The organism is Pseudomonas sp. BF-RE-21, from assembly GCF_019947305.1.
In the GTDB taxonomy this organism is placed as follows: Bacteria; Pseudomonadota; Gammaproteobacteria; order Pseudomonadales; family Pseudomonadaceae; genus Aquipseudomonas; species Aquipseudomonas migulae.
Genome location: NZ_JAGYGF010000018.1, coordinates 82,705 through 104,443, shown reverse-complemented (window position 1 = coordinate 104,443; position 21,739 = coordinate 82,705). Strand labels below are relative to the sequence as shown.

Below are 21,739 nucleotides of genomic sequence, written 5' to 3'. Positions count from 1 at the left end.
ACATTGATAGTGGCTGACCTGCCGCTTTCGCGAGCAAGCTCGGCTCCTACAGGGTTTGGGGTTTTTTCGAGACTGGCGACAGCCTGCGACATTGGTACAACGGTCAACCCGCAGTCTAAGCGGCTAATATGGCACTTCAATGCTGTCGATTGTCCGGGAACCGCGCTTTATGCAAACCGCCTACACCGTCCTGATCCTGTTGATGCTGGTCAGTGTTTCGCGCCTGGTCGGACGCGTGATCCCGTTGCCATTGCCGCTGGTGCAAATCGGTGCCGGCGCCTTGCTGGCCTGGCCGACGCTCGGTTTGCACGTCGCCCTGGACCCGGAATTGTTTCTGTTTTTGTTTCTGCCACCGCTGCTGTTCTCCGACGGCTGGCGCATGCCCAAGCGCGAACTTTGGCGATTGCGGGGGCCGATCCTGACCTTGGCGGTCGGCCTGGTGCTGTTTACCGTCGTCGGTGCGGGTTACTTCATTCATTGGTTGTTGCCGAGCATTCCGCTACCGGTGGCCTTTGCCCTGGCGGCGGTGTTGTCGCCGACGGATGCCGTGGCCGTCTCGGCGATTTCTCAAAACCGACTGCCGACACCACTGATGCACATGCTGCAGGGCGAGGCGCTGATGAATGACGCGTCGGGCCTGGTGACCTTCAAGTTCGCCCTGGTCGCGGCGGTGACCGGGGTGTTCTCGCTGGCCAACGCTAGCCTGACGTTCGTGTTGGTGGCGGTTGGTGGCCTGGCGGTCGGTGTTGCGTTGAGCTGGCTGGTCGGGCGTTTGCGCTCGTGGATGATTGCTCGCGGTTGGGATGATCCGGCGACTCACGTGGTCTTCATGTTGTTGCTGCCGTTTGCGGCATACGTGCTGGCCGAACGCCTGGGGGGCTCGGGGATTCTGTCTGCCGTGGCGGCCGGGATGATGCAGAGCTGGCTCGATCTGCTGCCGCGCCAGACCAGCACCCGACTGCTCAACCGCAGCGTCTGGTCACTGCTGGAGTTCGCGTTTAACGGGCTGATCTTCCTGCTGCTGGGTTTGCAGTTGCCGGACATCATCAAAGCCGTGGCCAGCCACGAAACGTCGTTGTGGCCAACGCTGCTGTATCGCTGCCTCGACGTGGTGGCGATTTTCCTGGTGTTGGTGGTGTTGCGGTTTGTCTGGGTGCAGAGCATCTGGCGATTGTCGGGGCTGCTGCGTCGTTGGCGCGGCAAGGGCGAAATGACGCAAGTGCCGACGGCGCGCTCCTGCTGGTTGTTGACCGTCGGTGGGGTGCGCGGTGCGGTGACGCTGGCGGGTGTGTTGTCAGTGCCGATACTGATGGGGAATGAGGCGTTTCCTGAGCGTGATCTGCTGATTTTCATCGCGGCCGGGGTCATTCTGCTGTCGCTGATTGCCGCGTGTATTGCATTGCCATTGCTGCTGCGCGGCATCGAGAAGAGCCCTGACGACAAACGTCGCAGTGAAGTACGCGATGCCTGGCGCAAGACCGCCGAAGCCGCCATTCATGCGCTCGAAACCGAAGAGGCCAATCCGCAGGACGCCGCCCAGGCGGCGCTCGCTGTCGAACTCAAGGCACGGATCATGTCCGAGTATCGGCATCAACTGGAGGTGTTCAACGATTCGGCGGAAGCCCAGGCGCTGGCGTTTCAGATGGACCTGCTGGAGCGGCGTCTGCGCTTGAAGGCGCTGCGGGCGCAACGCCTGGAGTTGTATAAGCTCAGCCGTCACCACCAGATTGGTGATGACGTGTTGCGCGAGGTGCTGGGGGAGCTGGACTTGAGCGAAGCCAATCTGGGGCAGGTGAAATAGCGTCGCTCGTGCCGGCAAGCCGGCACCTACAGGTTTGTGTTTATTTGCGGCGCTGGATGAAGGCGCGGATGCGTTCAGCGGCTTCCACACACTCGGCCAGTGGCGCAACCAGCGCCATGCGCACCCGACCGGCACCCGGATTCGCACCGTCAACGTCACGGGACAGATAAGAGCCAGGCACCACGGTCACGTGTTCTTCGACGAACAGATCGCGGCAGAACGCCTCGTCATCACCTTCAACATTCGGCCACAGGTAAAAACCGCCATCCGGGCGCTGTACGTCCATCACCGGGCCGAGGATTTCCAGCACCGCGTCATACTTCTCGCGATACAGCGCACGGTTGGCGCGCACATGCACTTCGTCATTCCAGGCGGCAACGCTGGCCAGTTGAGTCTGAACCGGCATTGCGCAGCCGTGGTAGGTGCGGTACAGCAGGAAGCCTTTGAGAATGTCGGCATCACCGGCCACGAAACCCGAACGCAGGCCCGGCAGGTTGGAGCGCTTGGACAGACTGTGGAACACCACGCAGCGCTTGAAGTCCTTGCGGCCCAGTTCCGCGCAGGCGCTGAGCAGGCCGGCGGGCGGGGTTTGTTCGTTGAAATACAGTTCGCTGTAGCACTCGTCCGCAGCGATCACGAAGTCGTACTCATCGGCCAGGGCGATCAGCTTTTTCAGGGTTTCGACCGGGATCAACGCGCCGGTCGGGTTGCCCGGCGAGCACAGGAACAGGATCTGGCAACGCTTCCAGATGTCCGGGGAAACGGCATCGAAATCCGGGTTGAAGCCATTCTCGTCCAGGCACGGCAGGTAATGCGGCTTGGCGCCGGCGAGGAACGCGGCACCTTCATAGATCTGATAGAACGGGTTCGGGCTGACCACCAGGGCGTCGTCGCCACGGTTGACCACGGTCTGGGTGAACGCGAAGAGCGCTTCGCGGGTGCCGTTCACCGGCAGTACGTTGCGCGCCGGGTCGAGCCAGCCGTTCGGCACGTTGAAGCGGCGTTCGCACCACGCGGCGATGGCTTCACGCAGGGCCGCAATGCCGAGGGTGGTCGGATAGACGGCCATCTGGTCCAGATTGCTTGCCAGGGCTTCGGCGACAAAGCTTGGCGAACGGTGCTTCGGCTCGCCGATGGACAGCGCGATAGGGCGCTTGTCCGGGTTTGGCGTGACGCTGCCGAGCAGGGCGCGGAGCTTCTCGAACGGGTAAGGCTGCAACTGGGACAGAGCGTTGTTCATCGGTAGATCTCGTTCAATGTGGAGGCCTGCCTGCCCTGTGTAGGAGCTGGCTTGCCGGCGATGGTCGTTAACGATGACGCGTGCTTATCGGGTAAGCGCGGGGCCTTCAAGTCCATCGCTGGCAAGCCAGCTCCTACAAAGAGCCGGCCAATTCAAATGCTTATGCGCGACAGCTTGATATCGGGTTCCTGGCTGACACTGAGCTGTTCGACGATCGCATCCTGCAAACGGCTGCACAACAGTGGGTCAGACAACGGTTGGTTGTTGGCGTCGGTAATGAAGAACACGTCTTCCACACGCTCGCCGAGCGTGGCGATCTTGGCGTTCTGCAGCGACAGGTCGAATTCCAGAAAAATCGTACCGATCCGCGCCAGCAAGCCCGGGCGATCCGGGGCGCTGAGCTCCAGCACCGTCACCGGGCGCTGGGCGTCATTGTGGATCGTCACCTGAGGTGCAAATGCGAAATGCTTGAGCTGGCGCGGTACGCGACGCTGGATGATCGTCGGGTAATCGTCCGGGTTGCGCAGGGCTTCGGTCAGGCCTTCGCGGATCTGTTTGACCCGGGCCGGGTTATCGCCAATCGAGTCGCCGTCAGTGTCGAGCACGATGTAGGTGTCGAGGGTGAACTGGCTGCTGGAGGTGATGACCCGGGCGTCGTGAATGTTCAGGTTGAGCTGGTCCATCGCGGCCACGGTCACGGCGAAGAAGTCGTGCTGGTCCGGCGCGTAGATGAAGATCTGCGTGCCGCCCTCGAACTCGCGCTGGGTGGTTTCCTTGATCAGCACCAGCGGGCCGCCATCGGCCGGCTGCTGCAGGATCGCATCGGTGTGCCAGGCCACATCGCCGGCGGTGTGACGCAGGAAATAGTCATCGCCCAGTTGCGACCACAACTGCTCGACGTCGTCGGGGTCGTTGCCGCCGCGTACCAGAATGTCCAGGGCTGCGCTCTGGGTCTGGCGGATCTGCATTTCGCGATCCACCGGGTTTTCCAGGCCGCGACGCAACGCACGCTTGGTCTCGGTGTAGAGCTGGCGCAGCAGGCTGGCGCGCCAGGAATTCCACAGCGTCGGGTTGGTGGCGTTGATGTCGGCGACGGTCAGCACGTACAGGTAATCCAGGCGGGTTTCGTCACCGACGATCTGCGCGAAATCATGGATCACCTGCGGGTCGGACAAGTCCTTGCGCTGGGCGGTGGTCGACATCACCAGATGGTTCTGCACCAGCCAGACGATCAGGCGGCTGTCCCAGATCGGCAATTGATGGCGCTGGCAAAAGGCTTCGGCGTCCACTGCGCCGATTTCCGAGTGATCGCCATGCCGGCCCTTGCCGATGTCGTGGTACAGGCCGGCGAGGTAGATCAGCTCGGGCTTGGGCAGCTTGCCCATGAGCTTGCTGGCCAGCGGGAATTTTTCCGACACTTGCGTGTACTGCAACTTACGCAGGTGCTTGATCAGGTTCAGGGTGTGCGCATCGACCGTATAGATGTGAAACAGGTCGTGCTGCATCTGCCCGACAATGAAGCCGAACTCCGGCAAATAGCGCCCGAGGATGCCGTAACGGTTCATCCGCCGCAGGTTGCGGTGAATGCCGATCTTGCACTTGAACAGTTCGATGAACAGGCTGGTATTGCGAATGTCGTTGCGGAAATCGTCGTCGATCAGGTGCCGGTTTTCCCGCAGCAGACGAATGGTGTCGGCGCGCACGCCTTTGATTTCCGGTTGCTGGGCCATCAGCACGAAGATTTCGAGCATGGCGAACGGCGTGCGGCGGAACACGTTGTCGTTGCGCGCCTCGATGTAGCCATCGTGCAACTGGAACCGCGAGTTGATCGGCTGCGGCGGCGCTTCGTCTTCGGGCGCGAGGATGACTTCCTCGAAGTGCTGGATGATCAGGTCGCTGAGCTGGGCGATGCTCATGACCACCCGGTAATACTGCTGCATGAAGTTTTCGATGGCTTGCTTGGCGTCATCGCCCTTGAACCCCAGCAGGCCGGCAATCGAACGCTGGTGGTCGAACAGCAAGCGGTCTTCCGAGCGGCCGGCGAGCATGTGCAGCGCGTAGCGGACTTTCCACAGGAATTCCTGGGATGAAGCCAGCAGGGCGTTTTCGCTCTCGACCAGAAACCCTTCGCCGGCCAATGCCCGCAGGTTCAGGGTGCCGTATTCGCGACGGGCGACCCACAGAATCGTCTGAATATCCCGTAGTCCGCCGGGCGAGCCTTTGACGTTGGGTTCCAGGTTGTATTCGGTGTCGTTGTACTTGTGATGACGGGCTTTCTGCTCGGCGCGCTTGGCCAGGAAGAAGTCCTTGCTCGGCCACATGTGCGCAGTGCTGGTGACGTCGAGCATGCGCTGGCGCAAATGCTCGGGGCCGCAGATGGTGCGGCTTTCCATCAGGTTGGTGACAACCGTCAGGTCGGCGCGGGCTTCAACGGCGCATTCTTCAACCGAGCGAACGCTCTGACCGACTTCCAGGCCGATGTCCCACAACAACGTCAGAAAACGCTCGATGGAATCGCGGAAAACTTCGTGGTCGGCGCTGTCCAGCAGGATCAGCAAATCGATATCGGAATAAGGGTGCAATTCCCCGCGACCGTAGCCGCCGACCGCGACCAGCGCGATGTCGGCATCTTCACTCCAGTTGAACTGCTCCCAGGCCTTTTGCAGGATGTTGTCGACGAACCACGCACGATCCTCGATCAGCCGGCGAATCTCCCGGCCGCTGCGAAAGCGCTCGTCGAGCACCTCGCGTGCCTGGCGGATGGCCTTCTTGAAGGCCGCGATCGGGCTGGCCTTCAGGGCCAGTTCAGCCTGGAACTGGCCACGGTCGAAGAGTTCGGGATCCACCTGCGGCATCGATTGGCTTTCCTATCTATAAGGCTGAGAGCTGTGCGGACCGGATCAGGCCGAAACGCGCGGGATGGTGTCGTCGCTGCGCAGGGTGAAGATCTCGTAACCGGTTTCGGTCACTGCCAGGGTGTGTTCCCACTGGGCCGAGAGCTTGCGGTCCTTGGTGATCGCGGTCCAGCCATCGCCCAACACCTTGGTGTCGGCCTTGCCCTGGTTGATCATCGGCTCGATGGTGAAGGTCATGCCCGCTTTCAGTTCCATGCCGGTGCCGGCGCGGCCGTAGTGCAGGATCTGCGGTTCTTCGTGGAACACCTTGCCAATGCCGTGGCCGCAGAACTCGCGAACCACCGAGAAGCCGTTCTTTTCGGCGTGCTTCTGGATCACTTCACCGATGTCGCCCAGGCGGCAGCCGGGTTTGACGATTTCGATGGCCTTGTACATGCATTCCTGGGTCACTTGCGACAGGCGTTCGGCCCAGACCGGCACGGTGCCGACGTGGAACATGCGGCTGGTGTCGCCGTGGTAGCCGTCCTTGATGACGGTGACGTCGATGTTCAGCGTGTCGCCGTCTTTCAATGGCTTCTCGTTCGGGATGCCGTGGCAGACCACGTGGTTGATCGAGGTGCAGATCGACTTCGGATAGCCTTTGTAGTTGAGCGGGGCAGGGATGGCCTGCTGCACGTTGACGATGTAGTCGTGGCAGATGCGGTCCAGCTCTTCAGTGGTGACGCCCGGCTTGACATGTTCAGCAATCATTTCCAGCACATCGGCGGCCAGTTTGCCGGCGACACGCATTTTTGCGATGTCCTCCGGGGTTTTGAGGGTGACGGTCATACAGGCTCTCTCTACGCTCGATGGCGCTTGTCAAAACGGAATGGGCAGTGTGCGATCAATCTTTACCGCCCTGAAAAACGCGATTCTAACAGACGAACAGCGCAAATCTGAGCCTCTGTACATCGCTTCTCTCTATAGATAGGCGCATTCTTGAGCGATTCCAAGGGCGCGGATAAAGGCGCGCGTCAGGAATTGAGAATCCGGGTTCCGTTTTTGCGAGCCTTGTGATATAAAATGCGCCGCTTTCCGGGGATACCCCGAAAGGCTTAAATCCACACACGTGTCGACACGATGACCTGGGTGCCTTCAGCTGATGCTGCTGGTTGGTCATTGGGATACGTGGAGGCCAAACCCGACTTATTAAGGAACTATCATGTCCCAAGTCAACATGCGCGATATGCTGAAGGCCGGTGTGCACTTCGGTCACCAGACCCGTTACTGGAACCCGAAAATGGGTAAATACATTTTCGGCGCGCGTAACAAGATCCACATCATCAACCTTGAAAAAACCCTGCCAATGTTCAACGAAGCTCTGACTTTCGTAGAGCGTCTGGCCCAGGGCAAAAACAAGATTCTGTTCGTCGGCACCAAGCGTTCCGCTGGCAAGATCGTTGCTGAAGAAGCAGCACGTTGCGGTTCGCCGTACGTCGATCACCGCTGGTTGGGCGGCATGCTGACCAACTTCAAAACCATCCGTGCTTCCATCAAGCGTCTGCGTGACCTTGAAGTACAAGCCGAAGACGGTACTTTCGCCAAGCTGACCAAGAAAGAAGCGCTGATGCGCTCCCGTGACCTGGAAAAGCTGGATCGTTCCCTGGGTGGTATCAAGGACATGGGCGGTCTGCCAGACGCTCTGTTCGTTATCGACGTTGATCACGAGCGCATCGCGATCACCGAAGCCAACAAGCTGGGCATCCCGGTTATCGGCGTAGTCGATACCAACAGCAGCCCGGAAGGCGTTGACTACATCATCCCAGGCAACGATGACGCAATCCGCGCTATCCAGCTGTACATGGGTTCGATGGCTGACGCAGTAATCCGCGGTCGCAACCACGTTGCTGGCGGCACCGAGCAGTTCGTTGAAGAAGCTCCGGCAGCTGCAGCTGAGTAACTGACGCCTTGGCGTTGACTCAGTAAGCAAAAAGGGGGCTTGGCCCCCTTTTTGCCACCTCGAAAACCATTTGTCCGGTGGCGCATTTACATCATTTGTAACTTGCAGCTGCTAACAAGGGTGGTTCGGGAAGAATTGAACGCCCGTTCGATCGGGTGGAATGGTTGAAAACCTATCCAAGAGGAATTTTGAAATGGCAGAGATTACTGCAGCGTTGGTCAAAGAACTGCGCGAGCGTACTGGCGAAGGCATGATGGACTGCAAAAAGGCCTTGACCAAGGCTGGCGGCGACATCGAAAAAGCCATTGATGACATGCGTGCTTCGGGCGCCATCAAGGCTGCCAAGAAAGCAGGCAACGTGGCTGCTGAAGGCGCTATCGCTCTGAAAGAAGACGGTAAATCCGCCGTTCTGCTGGAAGTGAACTCGCAGACCGACTTCCTGGCTCTGCAGGACGACTTCAAGGCATTTGTTGCTGCCAGCGTTGAAAAAGCGTTCGCCGACAAGCTGACTGACGTCGCTCCGCTGATCGAAGCTCAAGAAGCTGCTCGCCTGGTACTGGTCGGCAAGGTTGGCGAAAACGTCAACATCCGTCGCCTGGTTCGCGTTGAAGGTGATGTTGTTGGTGGTTACCTGCACGGCAACAAAATCGGTGTTGCGGTTGTTCTGAAGGGCGGCGACGTTGAGCTGGCCAAAGACATCGCTATGCACGTAGCGGCCAGCAACCCTGAGTTCCTGCTGCCATCGGAAGTTTCTGCTGAAGCTATCGAGCGCGAAAAAGCCGTGTTCCTGCAGCTGAACGAAGAAAAAATCAAAGGCAAGCCAGAAAACATTGTTGAGAACATGGTCAAAGGCCGTATCAGCAAGTTCCTGGCTGAAGCAAGCCTGGTTGAGCAGGCGTTCGTCAAGAACCCTGAAATCAAGGTTGGCGAACTGGCCAAGAAAGCCGGTGCAGAAATCGTTTCTTTCACCTACTTCAAAGTAGGCGAAGGCATCGAGAAGCCGGTCGACAACTTCGCTGAAGAAGTTGCTGCCCAGCTGGCTGCCGCCAAGCAATAAGACGGTTTTTTAACTGTCGCCCTGAAGAGGCTGCCCGCTTACGCGCGCAGCCTCTTTTCAGATGGGGCACCAATTTTTAATTGGTTTCCTTTTGGAACTGGCTTACAAAGCCATGTTCCGATGGCGCTGAAGCAGCGCCAAGCTAGAGTGAACGCCAGCTGTAAACAGCTCGCAAAGAATTTTTAAAATACGCCGCAGGAGAGATTCGCAATGGCTCAGCAGGGCAGTGGTTATCAGGCTCGCTATAAACGCATTCTACTCAAGCTTAGCGGCGAGGCCCTGATGGGCTCGGAAGAGTTCGGGATCGATCCGAAAGTTCTGGACCGCATGGCGCTGGAAGTCGGCCAACTGGTCGGCATCGGCGTCCAGGTCGGCCTGGTGATCGGCGGCGGCAACCTGTTCCGTGGTGCAGCGCTGAGCGCGGCCGGCATGGATCGGGTCACCGGCGACCACATGGGCATGCTGGCCACCGTGATGAATGCCTTGGCCATGCGCGACGCGCTGGAACGTGCCAATATCTCGGCCATCGTGATGTCGGCGATTTCCATGGTTGGCGTGACTGATCACTACGATCGTCGCAAAGCCATGCGCCACCTGAACGCCAAGGAAGTCGTGATCTTCGCGGCCGGTACCGGCAATCCGTTCTTCACCACGGATTCGGCTGCCTGCCTGCGAGCAATCGAAATCGATGCCGATGTCGTGCTGAAAGCGACCAAGGTCGATGGCGTCTACACCGCTGATCCATTCAAAGACCCGCATGCCGAGAAGTTCGATCATCTGACCTACGATGAAGTGCTGGATCGCAAGCTGGGTGTGATGGACCTGACCGCCATTTGCCTGTGCCGCGACCACAAGATGCCGTTGCGCGTATTTAACATGAACAAACCCGGCGCCCTGCTGAACATCGTGCATGGCGGCGCTGAAGGGACCCTGATCGAGGAAGGCCAACAATGATCAACGAAATCAAGAAAGACGCTAAAGAGCGTATGCAGAAATCCGTCGAGTCGCTGATGCACAACTTCGGCCGTATTCGTACTGGCCAGGCGCACCCAAGCATCCTCGAAGGCGTGATGGTGCCGTACTACGGTTCCGACACCCCGATCAAGCAAGTCGCCAACATCACCGTCAAAGACGCCCGTACCCTGCAAGTGGTCGCTTTCGAGCGCAACATGCTGGGCGCCGTCGACAAGGCCATCGGCAGTGCTGGTCTGAACCTCAACCCGACCAACCTGGGTGAGTTGCTGCTGATCTCCATGCCGGCCCTGACCGAAGAAACCCGCAAGGGCTTCACCAAGCAGGCTCGCGATGTCGCTGAAGATGCCCGTGTTGCCGTGCGCAACATCCGTCGTGATGCGAACAGCCAGCTCAAGGATCTGGTCAAGGAAAAGGAAATCAGTGAAGACGAAGAACGTCGCGCCACTGGTGAAATTGATGATCTGACCAAAAAGTACGTGGCTGAAATCGACGCGAATTTGGCCCAGAAAGAAAAAGACCTGATGGCCGTATAAGGGTCGCGTTTTCATGGAAAAGACCAAGCAGTCAGTGCCGTCCGCGGTGCCGCGTCATGTCGCGATCATCATGGATGGCAATAATCGCTGGGCGAAAAAACGCTTTATGCCGGGTGTCGCCGGGCATAAAGCGGGTGTGGACGCAGTTCGTGCAGTGATCGAGGTGTGTGCCGAGGCCAAGGTCGAGGTATTGACCCTGTTCGCCTTCTCCAGCGAGAACTGGCAGCGTCCGGCCGATGAAGTCAGTGCCTTGATGGATCTGTTCTTCAAGGCGTTGCGTCGTGAGGCCAAGCGCCTCAACGACAACAACATCAGTCTGCGCATCATTGGCGACCGTTCGCGTTTCCATCCAGAGCTTCAGGCTGCGATGCGTGAAGCGGAAGCGATGACCGCGGGCACCAATCGCTTCGTTCTGCAGATCGCCGCCAACTACGGCGGTCAGTGGGACATCGCGCAAGCCGCACAGCGTCTGGCGCGGGAAGTTCAGGCCGGGCATCTGCGTCCGGAAGACATCACCCCGGAACTGTTGCAAACCTGCCTGGCCACTGGCGATCTGCCGTTGCCGGACTTGTGCATCCGTACCGGTGGCGAGCACCGCATCAGCAACTTCCTGCTGTGGCAACTGGCCTACGCCGAGTTGTACTTCTCCGACCTGTTCTGGCCGGACTTCAAACACGACGCCATGCGCACCGCGCTGGCCGATTTTGCTTCTCGCCAGCGCCGCTTCGGTAAAACGAGCGAGCAGGTCGAGGCTGGGGCCCGGGTTTAATGCTCAAACAACGAATCATCACCGCGCTGATCCTGCTGCCGATCGCCTTGTGCGGGTTTTTCCTGCTCGAAGGCTCCGGTTTCGCGCTGTTCATCGGGCTGGTCGTGACCCTCGGTGCCTGGGAATGGGCGCGTCTGGCGGGCTTCACTGAGCAGCCGATCCGCGTTGCCTATGCTGCAGTCGTCGCGTTGATGCTGTTTGTCATGCATATCCTGCCGGGCCTGGCACCTTGGGTGTTGGGCGCTTCGGTACTGTGGTGGGGCGTGGCGACGTACCTGGTGTTGACGTATCCGCGTTCGAGCGAGCGTTGGTCCAGTGCGGCGACCAAACTGGTGATCGGCCTGTTGATTCTCCTGCCGGCCTGGCAAGGTCTGGTGCAGATCAAACAATACCCATTGGGCAACTGGTTGATCATGGCGGTCATGGTGCTGGTCTGGGGTGCCGACATCGGTGCTTACTTTTCCGGCCGGGCCTTTGGTAAGCGCAAGCTGGCACCGCAGGTCAGTCCCGGCAAGAGCTGGGAAGGCGTGTATGGCGGTCTGGCGCTGAGCCTGGTCATCACCGTCATTGTCGGCCTGGTTCGCGACTGGACGGTTGCCGAGCTTTTCAAAGGGTTGATCGGTGCCGCAATTATCGTGTTCATCTCGGTAGTGGGTGACCTCACCGAAAGCATGTTCAAGCGCCAGTCCGGGGTCAAGGACAGTAGCAATCTGCTGCCCGGCCACGGTGGTGTACTCGATCGCATCGACAGCCTGACGGCAGCGATCCCGGTGTTCGCGGTGTTGTTGTGGATGGCGGCACCGTGAGCCGCCCTCAACAGATTACCGTTCTGGGGGCTACCGGCTCGATCGGCCTGAGCACGCTCGACGTTATTGCCCGTCATCCCGAGCGTTATCAGGTGTTCGCCTTGAGCGGTTTCACTCGCCTGAGTGAGTTGTTCGCGTTGTGCGTCCGTCATACGCCACGGTTTGCCGTTGTGCCAGAGCAGGGCGCTGCCCGAGGCTTGCAGGACGACTTGCGTGCGGCCGGGTTGTCGACCCGCGTTCTGGTGGGGGAGGAGGGGCTGTGTCAGGTCGCCGCCGATCCTGAAGTCGATGCCGTCATGGCCGCCATTGTCGGTGCGGCGGGCTTGCGCCCGACGCTGGCGGCGGTCGAGGCTGGCAAGAAAATACTCCTGGCCAACAAAGAAGCACTGGTGATGTCCGGTGCGTTGTTCATGCAGGCCGTGCGTAAAAGCGGTTCGGTGCTGCTGCCGATCGACAGCGAGCACAACGCGATTTTCCAGTGCATGCCGCAGGATTTTGCTCGTGGGCTGGGTGCGGTCGGTGTCCGTCGGATCTTGCTGACAGCTTCCGGTGGTCCTTTCCGGCAGACGCCTATGGCTGAACTGGTGCATGTGACCCCTGATCAGGCGTGTGCCCATCCGAACTGGTCCATGGGGCGCAAGATTTCGGTAGATTCGGCCAGCATGATGAACAAGGGCCTCGAGCTGATCGAAGCCTGCTGGCTGTTTGATGCCAAGCCGTCCCAGGTCGAAGTGGTGATTCACTCGCAGAGCGTGATTCATTCGCTTGTCGATTACATCGATGGCTCGGTCCTGGCTCAGTTGGGTAATCCCGACATGCGCACGCCTATTGCCAATGCGCTGGCCTGGCCGGAGCGTATCGATTCGGGTGTCGCACCGCTGGATCTGTTTGCCATTGCGCGCCTGGATTTCCAGGCTCCCGATGAAGAGCGTTTCCCATGCCTGCGCCTGGCGCGTCAGGCCGCAGAGGCTGGCAATAGCGCGCCAGCCATGCTCAATGCGGCGAATGAAGTGGCTGTCGCGGCCTTTCTCGACGGGCGGGTTCGCTATCTGGAAATCGCGAGTATCATCGAAGAAGTGTTAAATCTCGAGCCCGTGGTTGCGGTGGATGATCTCGAGGCGGTGTTCACGGCTGACGCGAAAGCGCGAGTACTGGCCGGGCAGTGGTTGAGTCGTCACGGGCGGTAAGTGCTGCAATACGTTGGCCCATGCAGCACCGGATAAGTTGCGGAGAAAGTAGATGAGCGCGCTCTATATGATTGTCGGCACCCTGGTAGCCCTGGGCGTGCTGGTCACTTTCCACGAATTCGGCCATTTCTGGGTCGCACGTCGCTGTGGAGTCAAAGTGCTGCGTTTCTCCGTGGGCTTCGGTATGCCGTTGCTGCGCTGGCACGACAAGAAAGGCACTGAATTCGTGATTGCCGCCATCCCGCTGGGTGGCTACGTGAAAATGCTCGACGAGCGTGAAGGTGAAGTGCCGGCCGATCAGCTCGATCAATCCTTCAATCGCAAATCCGTCCGTCAGCGCATTGCTATCGTGTCGGCGGGGCCGATTGCCAACTTCTTGCTGGCGATGATTTTTTTCTGGGTGCTCGCCATGCTTGGCAGCGAGCAGGTGCGGCCAGTCATCGGTGCCGTTGAGTCCGGCAGTATCGCCGCCAGGGCGGGTTTGAGTGCAGGTCAGGAAATTGTTGCCATTGATGGTGAGCCGACTTCGGGCTGGGGTGCAGTAAATCTGCAACTGGTTCGCCGTCTTGGTGAAAGCGGTTCCCTTCAGTTGCTGGTTCGTGAGCAGGGTTCCACAGCGGATTCGCCGCGTGAGCTGGTGCTGGATAAATGGCTCAAGGGCGCTGACGAGCCGGATCCGATTCGCTCGCTGGGTATTCGCCCATGGCGTCCGGCGTTGCCGCCGGTGCTGGCGGAACTCGATCCGAAAGGCCCGGCGCAGGCTGCCGGCCTGAAAACCGGTGACCGATTGTTGGCTCTGGATGGCAAGGCGCTCGATGACTGGCAACAAGTGGTCGATATCGTCCGTATTCATCCTGATACCAAAATCATGCTGCGCGTCGAGCGCGATGGTGCTCAAATCGACGTCCCTGTGACGCTGGCTTCTCGCGGCGAGAAAAAGTCGCCCAGTGGTTATCTCGGCGCCGGGGTGAGGGCGATCGATTGGCCGCCGGAGATGATTCGCGAGGTCAGTTACGGTCCTTTGGCAGCGATTGGCGAGGGGGCTCGACGCACCTGGACCATGAGCATACTGACCCTCGATTCGCTCAAGAAAATGTTGTTCGGTGAGCTCTCGGTAAAAAACTTGAGTGGACCGATAACCATTGCTAAAGTGGCGGGCGCTTCTGCCCAGTCGGGCGTCGCTGATTTCCTGAATTTCCTTGCTTATCTGAGTATTAGCCTGGGTGTTCTGAATTTGTTGCCCATTCCGGTACTGGATGGGGGGCATTTGTTGTTTTATCTGATTGAGTGGGCGCGTGGTCGCCCCTTGTCGGATCGGGTGCAGGGTTGGGGGATACAGATCGGCATCAGTTTGGTGGTCGGGGTGATGTTGCTCGCTCTGGTCAATGATTTGGGTCGTCTGTAACACTTCGCTGAATTGCGAATCTGCCGCATTTTGCGGCAGTTTGTTTATTGCCAGTTGGAATAAGAAAGGACTTCATGAAACGTCTGCTGCTAACTGCGGTTCTCACCGTATTGATGATCGCCGAAGTTCACGCCGAGTCCTTCACTATCTCTGATATTCGCGTCAATGGCCTCCAGCGGGTCTCCGCGGGTAGCGTCTTTGGTGCCTTGCCGTTGAACGTCGGTGAACAGGCGGATGATCGTCGCCTGGTGGAATCCACTCGTGCGCTGTTCAAAACCGGGTTCTTTCAAGATATCCAGCTGGGCCGTGATGGCAACGTCCTGGTCATTACTGTAGTCGAGCGTCCGTCCGTCGCCAGTATCGAGATCGAGGGTAACAAGGCGATCTCCACTGAAGACCTGATGAAGGGCCTCAAACAGTCCGGTCTGGCCGAAGGCGAGATCTTCCAGCGCGCCACCCTCGAAGGTGTTCGTAACGAGCTGCAGCGCCAGTACGTCGCTCAGGGCCGCTACTCGGCTACCGTTGACACCGAAGTGGTGCCGCAGCCGCGTAACCGCGTCGGCCTCAAGGTCAATATCAACGAAGGCACCGTTGCAGCTATCCAGCACATCAACGTGGTGGGTAACACGGTTTTCCCTGATGAAGACCTGATCGACCTGTTCGAACTCAAGACCACCAACTGGTTGTCGTTCTTCAAGAACGACGACAAGTACGCTCGTGAAAAACTGTCCGGTGACCTGGAGCGTCTGCGTTCCTACTACCTGGACCGTGGCTATATCAACATGGATATCGCTTCGACCCAGGTGTCCATTACCCCGGACAAGAAGCACGTCTACATCACCGTCAACGTCAACGAAGGCGAGAAGTACACCGTTCGTGACGTCAAGCTGAGCGGCGACCTGAAAGTTCCTGAAGACCAGGTCAAGTCCCTGCTGCTGGTGCAGAAAGGCCAGGTGTTCTCGCGCAAGCTGATGACCACCACCTCCGAACTGATCACCCGTCGCCTGGGTAACGAGGGTTACACCTTCGCCAACGTCAACGGCGTACCTCAGCCGCATGATGAAGACCACACCGTCGATATCACTTTCGCGGTCGATCCGGGCAAGCGTGCTTACGTTAACCGCATCAACTTCCGTGGCAACACCAAGTCCGAAGACGAAGTGCTGCGCCGTGAAATGCGTCAGATGGAAGGCGGCTGGGCTTCGACTTACCTGATCGACCAATCCAAGACCCGTCTTGAGCGTCTGGGCTTCTTCAAGGAAGTCAACGTTGAAACCCCGGCTGTACCGGGTGTCGATGACCAGGTTGACGTGAACTACAGCGTTGAAGAACAAGCGTCCGGTTCGATTACCGCCAGCGTCGGCTTTGCACAGAGTGCCGGTCTGATCCTCGGTGGTTCGATCACCCAGAACAACTTCCTCGGTACCGGTAACAAGGTCAGCGTTGGCTTGACCCGCAGTGAATACCAGAGCCGTTATAACTTCGGTTATGTCGACCCGTACTGGACTGCTGACGGTGTGAGCCTGGGTTACAACGCGTTTTATCGCACCACTGACTACAAAGACCTCGACGTCGACGTTGCCAGCTATGCGGTAGACAGCTACGGTGCCGGCGCGAGCGTCGGTTATCCGATCAGCGAGACTTCGCGTCTGACGTTCGGCCTGACTGCGCAACAGGACAAGATCAAGACTGGCCTGTACACCGTTGACGAAATCTTCGACTTCGTTAACAAGGAAGGCGACAGCTACCTGAACTTCAAGGCTTCGGCCGGTTGGTCCGAGTCGACCCTGAACAAAGGCGTGCTGGCGACCCGTGGTCATTCGCAAAGCCTTGTGCTGGAAACCACGACCCCTGGCAGCGACCTGTCGTTCTTCAAACTCGACTACCGTGGCCAGTTGTTCCAGCCGTTGACCGAAAACTACACCATGCGCCTGCATACCGAACTGGGTTATGGCGATGGCTACGGTTCGACCGATGGCTTGCCGTTCTATGAAAACTACTATGCTGGTGGTTTCAACTCGGTTCGTGGCTTCAAGGACAGCACCCTGGGTCCTCGCAGTACTCCAAGTACCGGCAAGAACCCTGGCACTGCGCTCGATCCGGACCAGGATCCGCTGCCGTTCGGTGGTAACGTCCTGATCCAGGGCGGTGTGGAGGTTCTTTTCCCTCTGCCGTTCGTCAAGGATCAGCGTTCCCTGCGCACCTCGGTATTCTGGGACGTGGGTAACGTGTTCGACTCGCAGTGCAAGTCGACCACCAATGCCGATGGTTCGAAGTCCAATACACAGTGCAACGACATCAGCCTGAGCAACATGGCCAGCTCTGTCGGTGTAGGCGTGACATGGGTTACCGCACTGGGTCCTCTGAGTTTCGCGTTGGCCATGCCGATCAAGAAACCGGATGAGGCTGAAACTCAAGTGTTCCAATTCTCCCTCGGCCAGACGTTCTAAGCGTCTGACCCAAGATAACGACAATGGATTTTGTAGGAGTGCATCGTGCGTAAGTTGACTCAATTGGTTCTCCTGGCGACCGTACTGGTAGCAGGCCCGGCTTTTGCCGACATGAAAATTGCCGTTCTGAACTATCAAATGGCTTTGCTGGAATCCGATGCGGCCAAGAAGTACGCCGTGGATGCCGAGAAGAAGTTCGGCCCGCAACTGACCAAGCTCAAGACGCTGGAAAGCAGTGCCAAGGGTATTCAGGACCGTCTGATGGCTGGCGGCGACAAGATGCAGCAAGGCGAGCGTGAGCGTCTGGAACTTGAATTCAAGCAAAAGGCCCGTGACTTCCAGTTCCAGTCCAAGGAATTGAACGAAGCCAAAGCCGTTGCCGACCGTGAAATGCTGAAGCAGCTCAAGCCGAAACTGGACAGCGCTGTGGAAGAAGTCATCAAGAAAGGTGCTTTTGACCTGGTCTTCGAGCGTGGCGCAGTGATTGATGTCAAACCTCAGTACGACATCACTCGCCAGGTTATCGAGCGCATGAATCAGCTGAAGTAATCCATGACAGCGACCATAAAACTCGGCCAGTTGGCCGAGTTCCTCGGCGCCACCCTACGTGGCGACCCAGAGAAGGAAATTACTGGGCTAGCCACTTTGCAAGAGGCTGGCCCAGCTCAGTTGAGCTTTCTGGCAAATCCTCAATACCGCAAATACCTGGCTGACAGCCGGGCTGCAGCACTGTTGCTGAAAGCCGCTGACGCTGAAGGTTTTGCCGGGAATGCATTGGTCGTACCTGATCCGTACGCCGCCTACGCTCGTGTTTCCCACCTGTTCGATCCCAAGCCCAAGGCGGCTGCCGGCATTCATCCGACCGCAGTGATTGCGGCGGACGCGGTGGTTGATCCAGCGGCGAGCATCGGTGCCTTTGTGGTCATCGAGAGCGGGGCGCGAGTTGATGCAGGTACGACCATCGGCGCGCATTGCTTCATCGGCGCTCGTAGCGTTATCGGCGAAGGTGGCTGGCTCGCACCGCGCGTCACGCTGTATCACGACGTGCGCATCGGCAAGCGGGTGGTGATTCAGTCCGGTGCAGTATTGGGTGGCGAAGGCTTCGGCTTTGCCAACGAGAAAGGCATCTGGCAGAAAATCGCCCAGATCGGTGGCGTTCTGGTCGGTGACGATGTGGAGATCGGCGTGAATACCGCCATCGACCGCGGTGCACTGGCCGATACCATTCTTGGTAATGGCGTCAAGCTCGACAATCAGATTCAGATCGCCCACAACGTTCAGGTTGGTGATCACACTGCCATGGCGGCGTGCGTGGGGATTTCCGGCAGCACCAAAATCGGCAAGCATTGCATGCTCGCCGGTGGCGTAGGGCTGGTGGGACATATCGAAATTTGCGACAAGGTTTTCATCACCGGAATGACCATGGTGACCCACTCGATTACCGAGCCGGGCTCCTACTCTTCCGGCACGGCCATGCAACCGGCTGCCGAATGGCGCAAAAGCGCGGCACGTATCCGTCAGCTCGATGACATCGCGCGGCGGCTGCGACAGCTGGAAAAGCGAGTAGGGGAAGTGACCCCTGACGGTATTGCTTCATCAGATGGCTGATACCATTTCCATATCAAGTGTGCACAGCCGCTAGACTGCCTCCTTGATTTGCTAGAGGAGCGCGCGTCAGTCGCGCGTTCCCAATCTTTACATAGGCTTCCCCCCGAAATGATGGACATCAACGAGATTCGCGAATACCTGCCTCACCGTTACCCGTTCCTGCTGGTGGACCGGGTCGTGGATCTGGATGTGGAAGGCAAGCGCATTCGCGCCTACAAGAATGTCAGCATCAACGAACCGTTCTTCAATGGTCACTTCCCTGCGCATCCAATCATGCCGGGCGTACTGATCATCGAAGCGATGGCTCAGGCTGCCGGGATCCTTGGTTTCAAGATGCTGGACGTGAAGCCGGCTGATGGCACCCTGTACTACTTCGTAGGCTCCGACAAACTGCGTTTCCGTCAGCCGGTCAAGCCTGGCGACCAGTTGATCCTTGAAGCCACGTTCATCAGCTGCAAGCGCAAGATCTGGAAGTTCGAATGCCAGGCATCGGTAGATGGCAAGCCGGTCTGCTCGGCCGAGATCATCTGTGCGGAACAAAAAGTATGAGTTTGATTGACCCTCGCGCAATCATCGATCCGACGGCCATTCTGGCCGACGACGTCGAGGTCGGCCCTTGGTCGATCGTCGGCGCTGGTGTGGAAATCGGCGAGGGGACAGTGATCGGGCCGCATGTGATTCTCAAAGGCCCGACCCGAATCGGTAAGCACAACCGCATCTACCAGTTTTCTTCGGTAGGCGAAGACACGCCCGATCTGAAATACAAGGGTGAAGAAACCCGTCTGGTCATCGGTGACCACAACGTCATCCGTGAAGGCGTGACCATTCACCGCGGGACTATTCAGGACCGTTCCGAAACGACCCTGGGCGATCACAACCTGATCATGGCCTACGCTCACATCGGCCACGACAGCGTCATCGGCAACCATTGCATCCTGGTCAACAACACCGCGTTGGCGGGCCATGTGCATGTTGAAGACTGGGCGATCCTGTCCGGTTTTACCCTGGTTCACCAGTATTGCCACATCGGCGCCCACAGCTTTTCCGGTATGGGCACCGCCATCGGCAAGGACGTTCCAGCGTACGTCACGGTGTTCGGCAACCCGGCCGAAGCTCGCAGCATGAACTTCGAAGGCATGCGCCGTCGTGGTTTCAGCGAAGACGCGATCCACGCCCTGCGCCGTGCCTACAAGGTGGTTTATCGCCAGGGCCTCACGGTTGAGCAGGCACTCGCGGAGCTGGCCGAGCCTTCGGAGCAGTTTCCGGAAGTTGCGGTGTTCCGTGACTCCATCCAGTCTTCGACCCGCGGCATCACACGTTAATCATGGCTAATCTGCGTATTGCGCTGGTGGCGGGTGAGGCTTCCGGTGACATTCTGGGCGCCGGTCTCATGCGTGCGCTCAAGGCACAGCATCCGGCGGTCGAGTTCATCGGTGTCGGTGGCCCGCTGATGCAGGCTGAAGGCCTGACCTCGTATTTTCCGATGGAACGTCTCTCGGTCATGGGGCTGGTGGAAGTGCTCGGTCGGCTGCGCGAGTTGTTGAAACGCCGCAAGAAGCTGATCGCAGACCTGATCGCCGAGAAACCGGACGTGTTCATCGGTATCGATGCGCCGGATTTCAACCTCAACATCGAACTGAAGCTGCGTCAGGCCGGGATCAAGACAGTGCATTACGTCAGCCCGTCAGTGTGGGCGTGGCGGCAGAAGCGAGTGCTGAAGATTCGCGAAGGTTGCGACCTGATGCTGACGCTGTTCCCGTTCGAAGCGAAATTCTATGAAGAGAAGGGCGTGCCGGTGCGGTTTGTCGGTCACACCTTGGCCGATGCGATACCCCTTGAGGCTGATCGTCGCGCTGCACGCGCCGAGCTCGGTTTGCCTGATGGCCCATTGGTCGCGCTGATGCCGGGTAGTCGCGGTGGCGAAGTCGGGCGTCTGGGCGCTTTGTTCCTCGATGCCGCCGAGCGTTTGCGCGCCATGCGCCCTGGCGTGCGGTTCATTATTCCTTGCGCCAGCCCTCAGCGCCGCGTGCAGCTTGAAGAACTGCTGGCCGGTCGCGATCTGCCGCTGACCCTGCTCGACGGCAAGTCCCATCTGGCGCTGGCCGCCTGCGACGCAGTGTTGATTGCCTCCGGAACGGCGACCCTCGAAGCCTTGCTGTACAAGCGTCCGATGGTGGTGGCTTATCGCCTGGCACCGCTGACGTTCTGGATCCTCAAGCGCATGGTGAAAAGCCCTTACGTCTCGTTGCCGAACCTGCTCGCCCAGCGCCTTTTGGTGCCTGAATTGTTACAGGACGATGCAACGGTTGAAGCCTTGGCCCAGACGCTGTCGCCCCTGATCGAAGGTGGCGAAGAGCAGACCCGCGGTTTCGACGAAATCCACCGGACCTTGCGCCTGGATGCCTCCAATCAGGCGGCGGACGCGGTATTGAATCTGATCGGCAAAACACAATGACAAAAGCACAACAGATGGGCCTTGATTTCACCCTGGTCGCCGAAGTCGAAGAGCTGGTTGCCGGTGTTGATGAAGTCGGTCGCGGGCCGCTCTGCGGCGCTGTGGTGACGGCAGCGGTGATTCTCGATCCGAATCGTCCGATCCTTGGCCTCAACGATTCGAAGAAGCTCACCGAAGCCCGCCGCGAAAAACTCTTCGACGAAATCTGCGAAAAAGCCCTGAGCTGGTGCATCGCTCGCGCGGAAGTCGAAGAAATCGACGAGCTGAACATCCTGCATGCCACCATGCTGGCCATGCAGCGTGCGATCGAAGGCCTGCACATTCAGCCAAAACTGGCGATGATCGACGGTAACCGTTGCCCGAAACTGGCCATGCGCGCTGAAGCCGTGGTCAAGGGCGACAGCAAGGTCCCGGCCATCGCCGCGGCCTCGATTCTGGCCAAGGTCAGCCGCGACCGTGAAATGGCGGCATTTGAACTGATTTACCCGGGTTACGGCATCGGCGGCCACAAAGGCTACCCGACGCCAGTTCATCTGGAAGCGCTGGCACGCTTGGGGCCGACGCCGATTCACCGCCGCTCGTTCGCACCGGTGCGGTTGGCGTATGAGGCGCGCGAAAGCCTCATCGAGAGTTAGTCGCGAGGCTGATGTTTTCGCCAA

19 protein-coding genes are annotated in these 21,739 nt (G+C 58.9%); 16 read left to right on the top strand and 3 right to left on the bottom strand.

All coding sequences use genetic code 11. The annotated features are described in order from the left end of the window. Window positions 1–169: 169 nt before the first annotated feature. Window positions 170–1,801, top strand: a complete 1,632-nt coding sequence (locus KGB25_RS14750; protein ID WP_008039389.1) for a Na+/H+ antiporter — start codon at window positions 170–172, stop codon at window positions 1,799–1,801. 40 nt (window positions 1,802–1,841) lie between these two features. Here the strand turns inward: KGB25_RS14750 and dapC are convergent, their stop codons facing one another. From dapC to map, 3 genes are all read right to left on the bottom strand, one after another. After that, entirely contained in the window at window positions 1,842–3,041 is a 1,200-nt protein-coding gene (gene dapC / locus KGB25_RS14745; protein ID WP_008039390.1) for a succinyldiaminopimelate transaminase, read from the bottom strand. Window positions 3,042–3,193: 152 nt separating this feature from the next. After that, on the bottom strand, window positions 3,194–5,896 hold the full coding sequence (locus KGB25_RS14740; RefSeq protein WP_223435462.1) for a [protein-PII] uridylyltransferase: 2,703 nt from the start codon (window positions 5,894–5,896) through the stop codon (window positions 3,194–3,196). Window positions 5,897–5,941: 45 nt separating this feature from the next. After that, complete coding sequence (gene map / locus KGB25_RS14735; protein WP_008028962.1) at window positions 5,942–6,724, bottom strand: type I methionyl aminopeptidase; 783 nt, start codon at window positions 6,722–6,724, stop codon at window positions 5,942–5,944. A 373-nt stretch (window positions 6,725–7,097) separates the two neighbouring features. Between map and rpsB the strand changes: the two genes are divergently transcribed. The 15 genes from rpsB to rnhB all read left to right on the top strand — a co-directional run bounded on the left by rpsB (window position 7,098) and on the right by rnhB (window position 21,715). After that, complete coding sequence (gene rpsB, locus KGB25_RS14730) at window positions 7,098–7,835, top strand: 30S ribosomal protein S2 (protein ID WP_008028964.1); 738 nt, start codon at window positions 7,098–7,100, stop codon at window positions 7,833–7,835. A 193-nt stretch (window positions 7,836–8,028) separates the two neighbouring features. Continuing rightward, the gene (tsf, locus tag KGB25_RS14725; protein ID WP_008028965.1) at window positions 8,029–8,892 is read left to right on the top strand and encodes a translation elongation factor Ts; all 864 of its coding nucleotides are present in this window, start codon (window positions 8,029–8,031) and stop codon (window positions 8,890–8,892) included. Window positions 8,893–9,102: 210 nt separating this feature from the next. Continuing rightward, a complete protein-coding gene (pyrH, locus tag KGB25_RS14720; protein WP_003172271.1) occupies window positions 9,103–9,846 on the top strand; it encodes a UMP kinase in 744 nt (247 codons plus the stop codon). Further along, on the top strand, window positions 9,843–10,400 hold the full coding sequence (gene frr, locus KGB25_RS14715; RefSeq protein ID WP_008028968.1) for a ribosome recycling factor: 558 nt from the start codon (window positions 9,843–9,845) through the stop codon (window positions 10,398–10,400). Before pyrH ends, frr begins: the two co-directional genes overlap by 4 nt. 13 nt (window positions 10,401–10,413) lie before the next feature. Then, window positions 10,414–11,169 carry a polyprenyl diphosphate synthase gene (uppS, locus tag KGB25_RS14710; RefSeq protein ID WP_008039394.1) on the top strand — a complete coding sequence of 252 codons (756 nt, stop codon included), beginning with the start codon at window positions 10,414–10,416 and terminating at the stop codon, window positions 11,167–11,169. Continuing rightward, window positions 11,169–11,975 (top strand): phosphatidate cytidylyltransferase, encoded by an 807-nt coding sequence (locus tag KGB25_RS14705; RefSeq protein WP_008039396.1) that lies wholly within the window; start codon window positions 11,169–11,171, stop codon window positions 11,973–11,975. Before uppS ends, KGB25_RS14705 begins: the two co-directional genes overlap by 1 nt. Beyond that, entirely contained in the window at window positions 11,972–13,162 is a 1,191-nt protein-coding gene (gene ispC, locus KGB25_RS14700; protein WP_008039399.1) for a 1-deoxy-D-xylulose-5-phosphate reductoisomerase, read from the top strand. The genes KGB25_RS14705 and ispC overlap by 4 nt, the downstream gene beginning before the upstream one ends. Before the next feature lie 52 nt (window positions 13,163–13,214). Then, window positions 13,215–14,567 carry a sigma E protease regulator RseP gene (gene rseP / locus KGB25_RS14695; RefSeq protein WP_223435460.1) on the top strand — a complete coding sequence of 451 codons (1,353 nt, stop codon included), beginning with the start codon at window positions 13,215–13,217 and terminating at the stop codon, window positions 14,565–14,567. A 74-nt stretch (window positions 14,568–14,641) separates the two neighbouring features. After that, complete coding sequence (bamA, locus tag KGB25_RS14690; protein WP_008039402.1) at window positions 14,642–17,017, top strand: outer membrane protein assembly factor BamA; 2,376 nt, start codon at window positions 14,642–14,644, stop codon at window positions 17,015–17,017. Window positions 17,018–17,062: 45 nt separating this feature from the next. Continuing rightward, on the top strand, window positions 17,063–17,566 hold the full coding sequence (locus KGB25_RS14685) for an OmpH family outer membrane protein (protein WP_008028980.1): 504 nt from the start codon (window positions 17,063–17,065) through the stop codon (window positions 17,564–17,566). 3 nt (window positions 17,567–17,569) lie between these two features. Then, window positions 17,570–18,625, top strand: coding sequence for a UDP-3-O-(3-hydroxymyristoyl)glucosamine N-acyltransferase (lpxD, locus tag KGB25_RS14680; protein WP_008039404.1), 1,056 nt, complete (start codon window positions 17,570–17,572; stop codon window positions 18,623–18,625). A 108-nt stretch (window positions 18,626–18,733) separates the two neighbouring features. After that, window positions 18,734–19,174 carry a 3-hydroxyacyl-ACP dehydratase FabZ gene (gene fabZ, locus KGB25_RS14675; protein WP_008028982.1) on the top strand — a complete coding sequence of 147 codons (441 nt, stop codon included), beginning with the start codon at window positions 18,734–18,736 and terminating at the stop codon, window positions 19,172–19,174. Continuing rightward, a complete protein-coding gene (gene lpxA, locus KGB25_RS14670; RefSeq protein WP_008039405.1) occupies window positions 19,171–19,947 on the top strand; it encodes an acyl-ACP--UDP-N-acetylglucosamine O-acyltransferase in 777 nt (258 codons plus the stop codon). The genes fabZ and lpxA overlap by 4 nt, the downstream gene beginning before the upstream one ends. 2 nt (window positions 19,948–19,949) lie before the next feature. Next, window positions 19,950–21,080: a lipid-A-disaccharide synthase gene (lpxB, locus tag KGB25_RS14665; RefSeq protein WP_192228497.1), complete on the top strand. Its 1,131-nt coding sequence runs from the start codon at window positions 19,950–19,952 to the stop codon at window positions 21,078–21,080. After that, window positions 21,077–21,715 (top strand): ribonuclease HII, encoded by a 639-nt coding sequence (gene rnhB, locus KGB25_RS14660; RefSeq protein ID WP_008028985.1) that lies wholly within the window; start codon window positions 21,077–21,079, stop codon window positions 21,713–21,715. Before lpxB ends, rnhB begins: the two co-directional genes overlap by 4 nt. The last annotated feature ends 24 nt before the right edge of the window (window positions 21,716–21,739 follow it).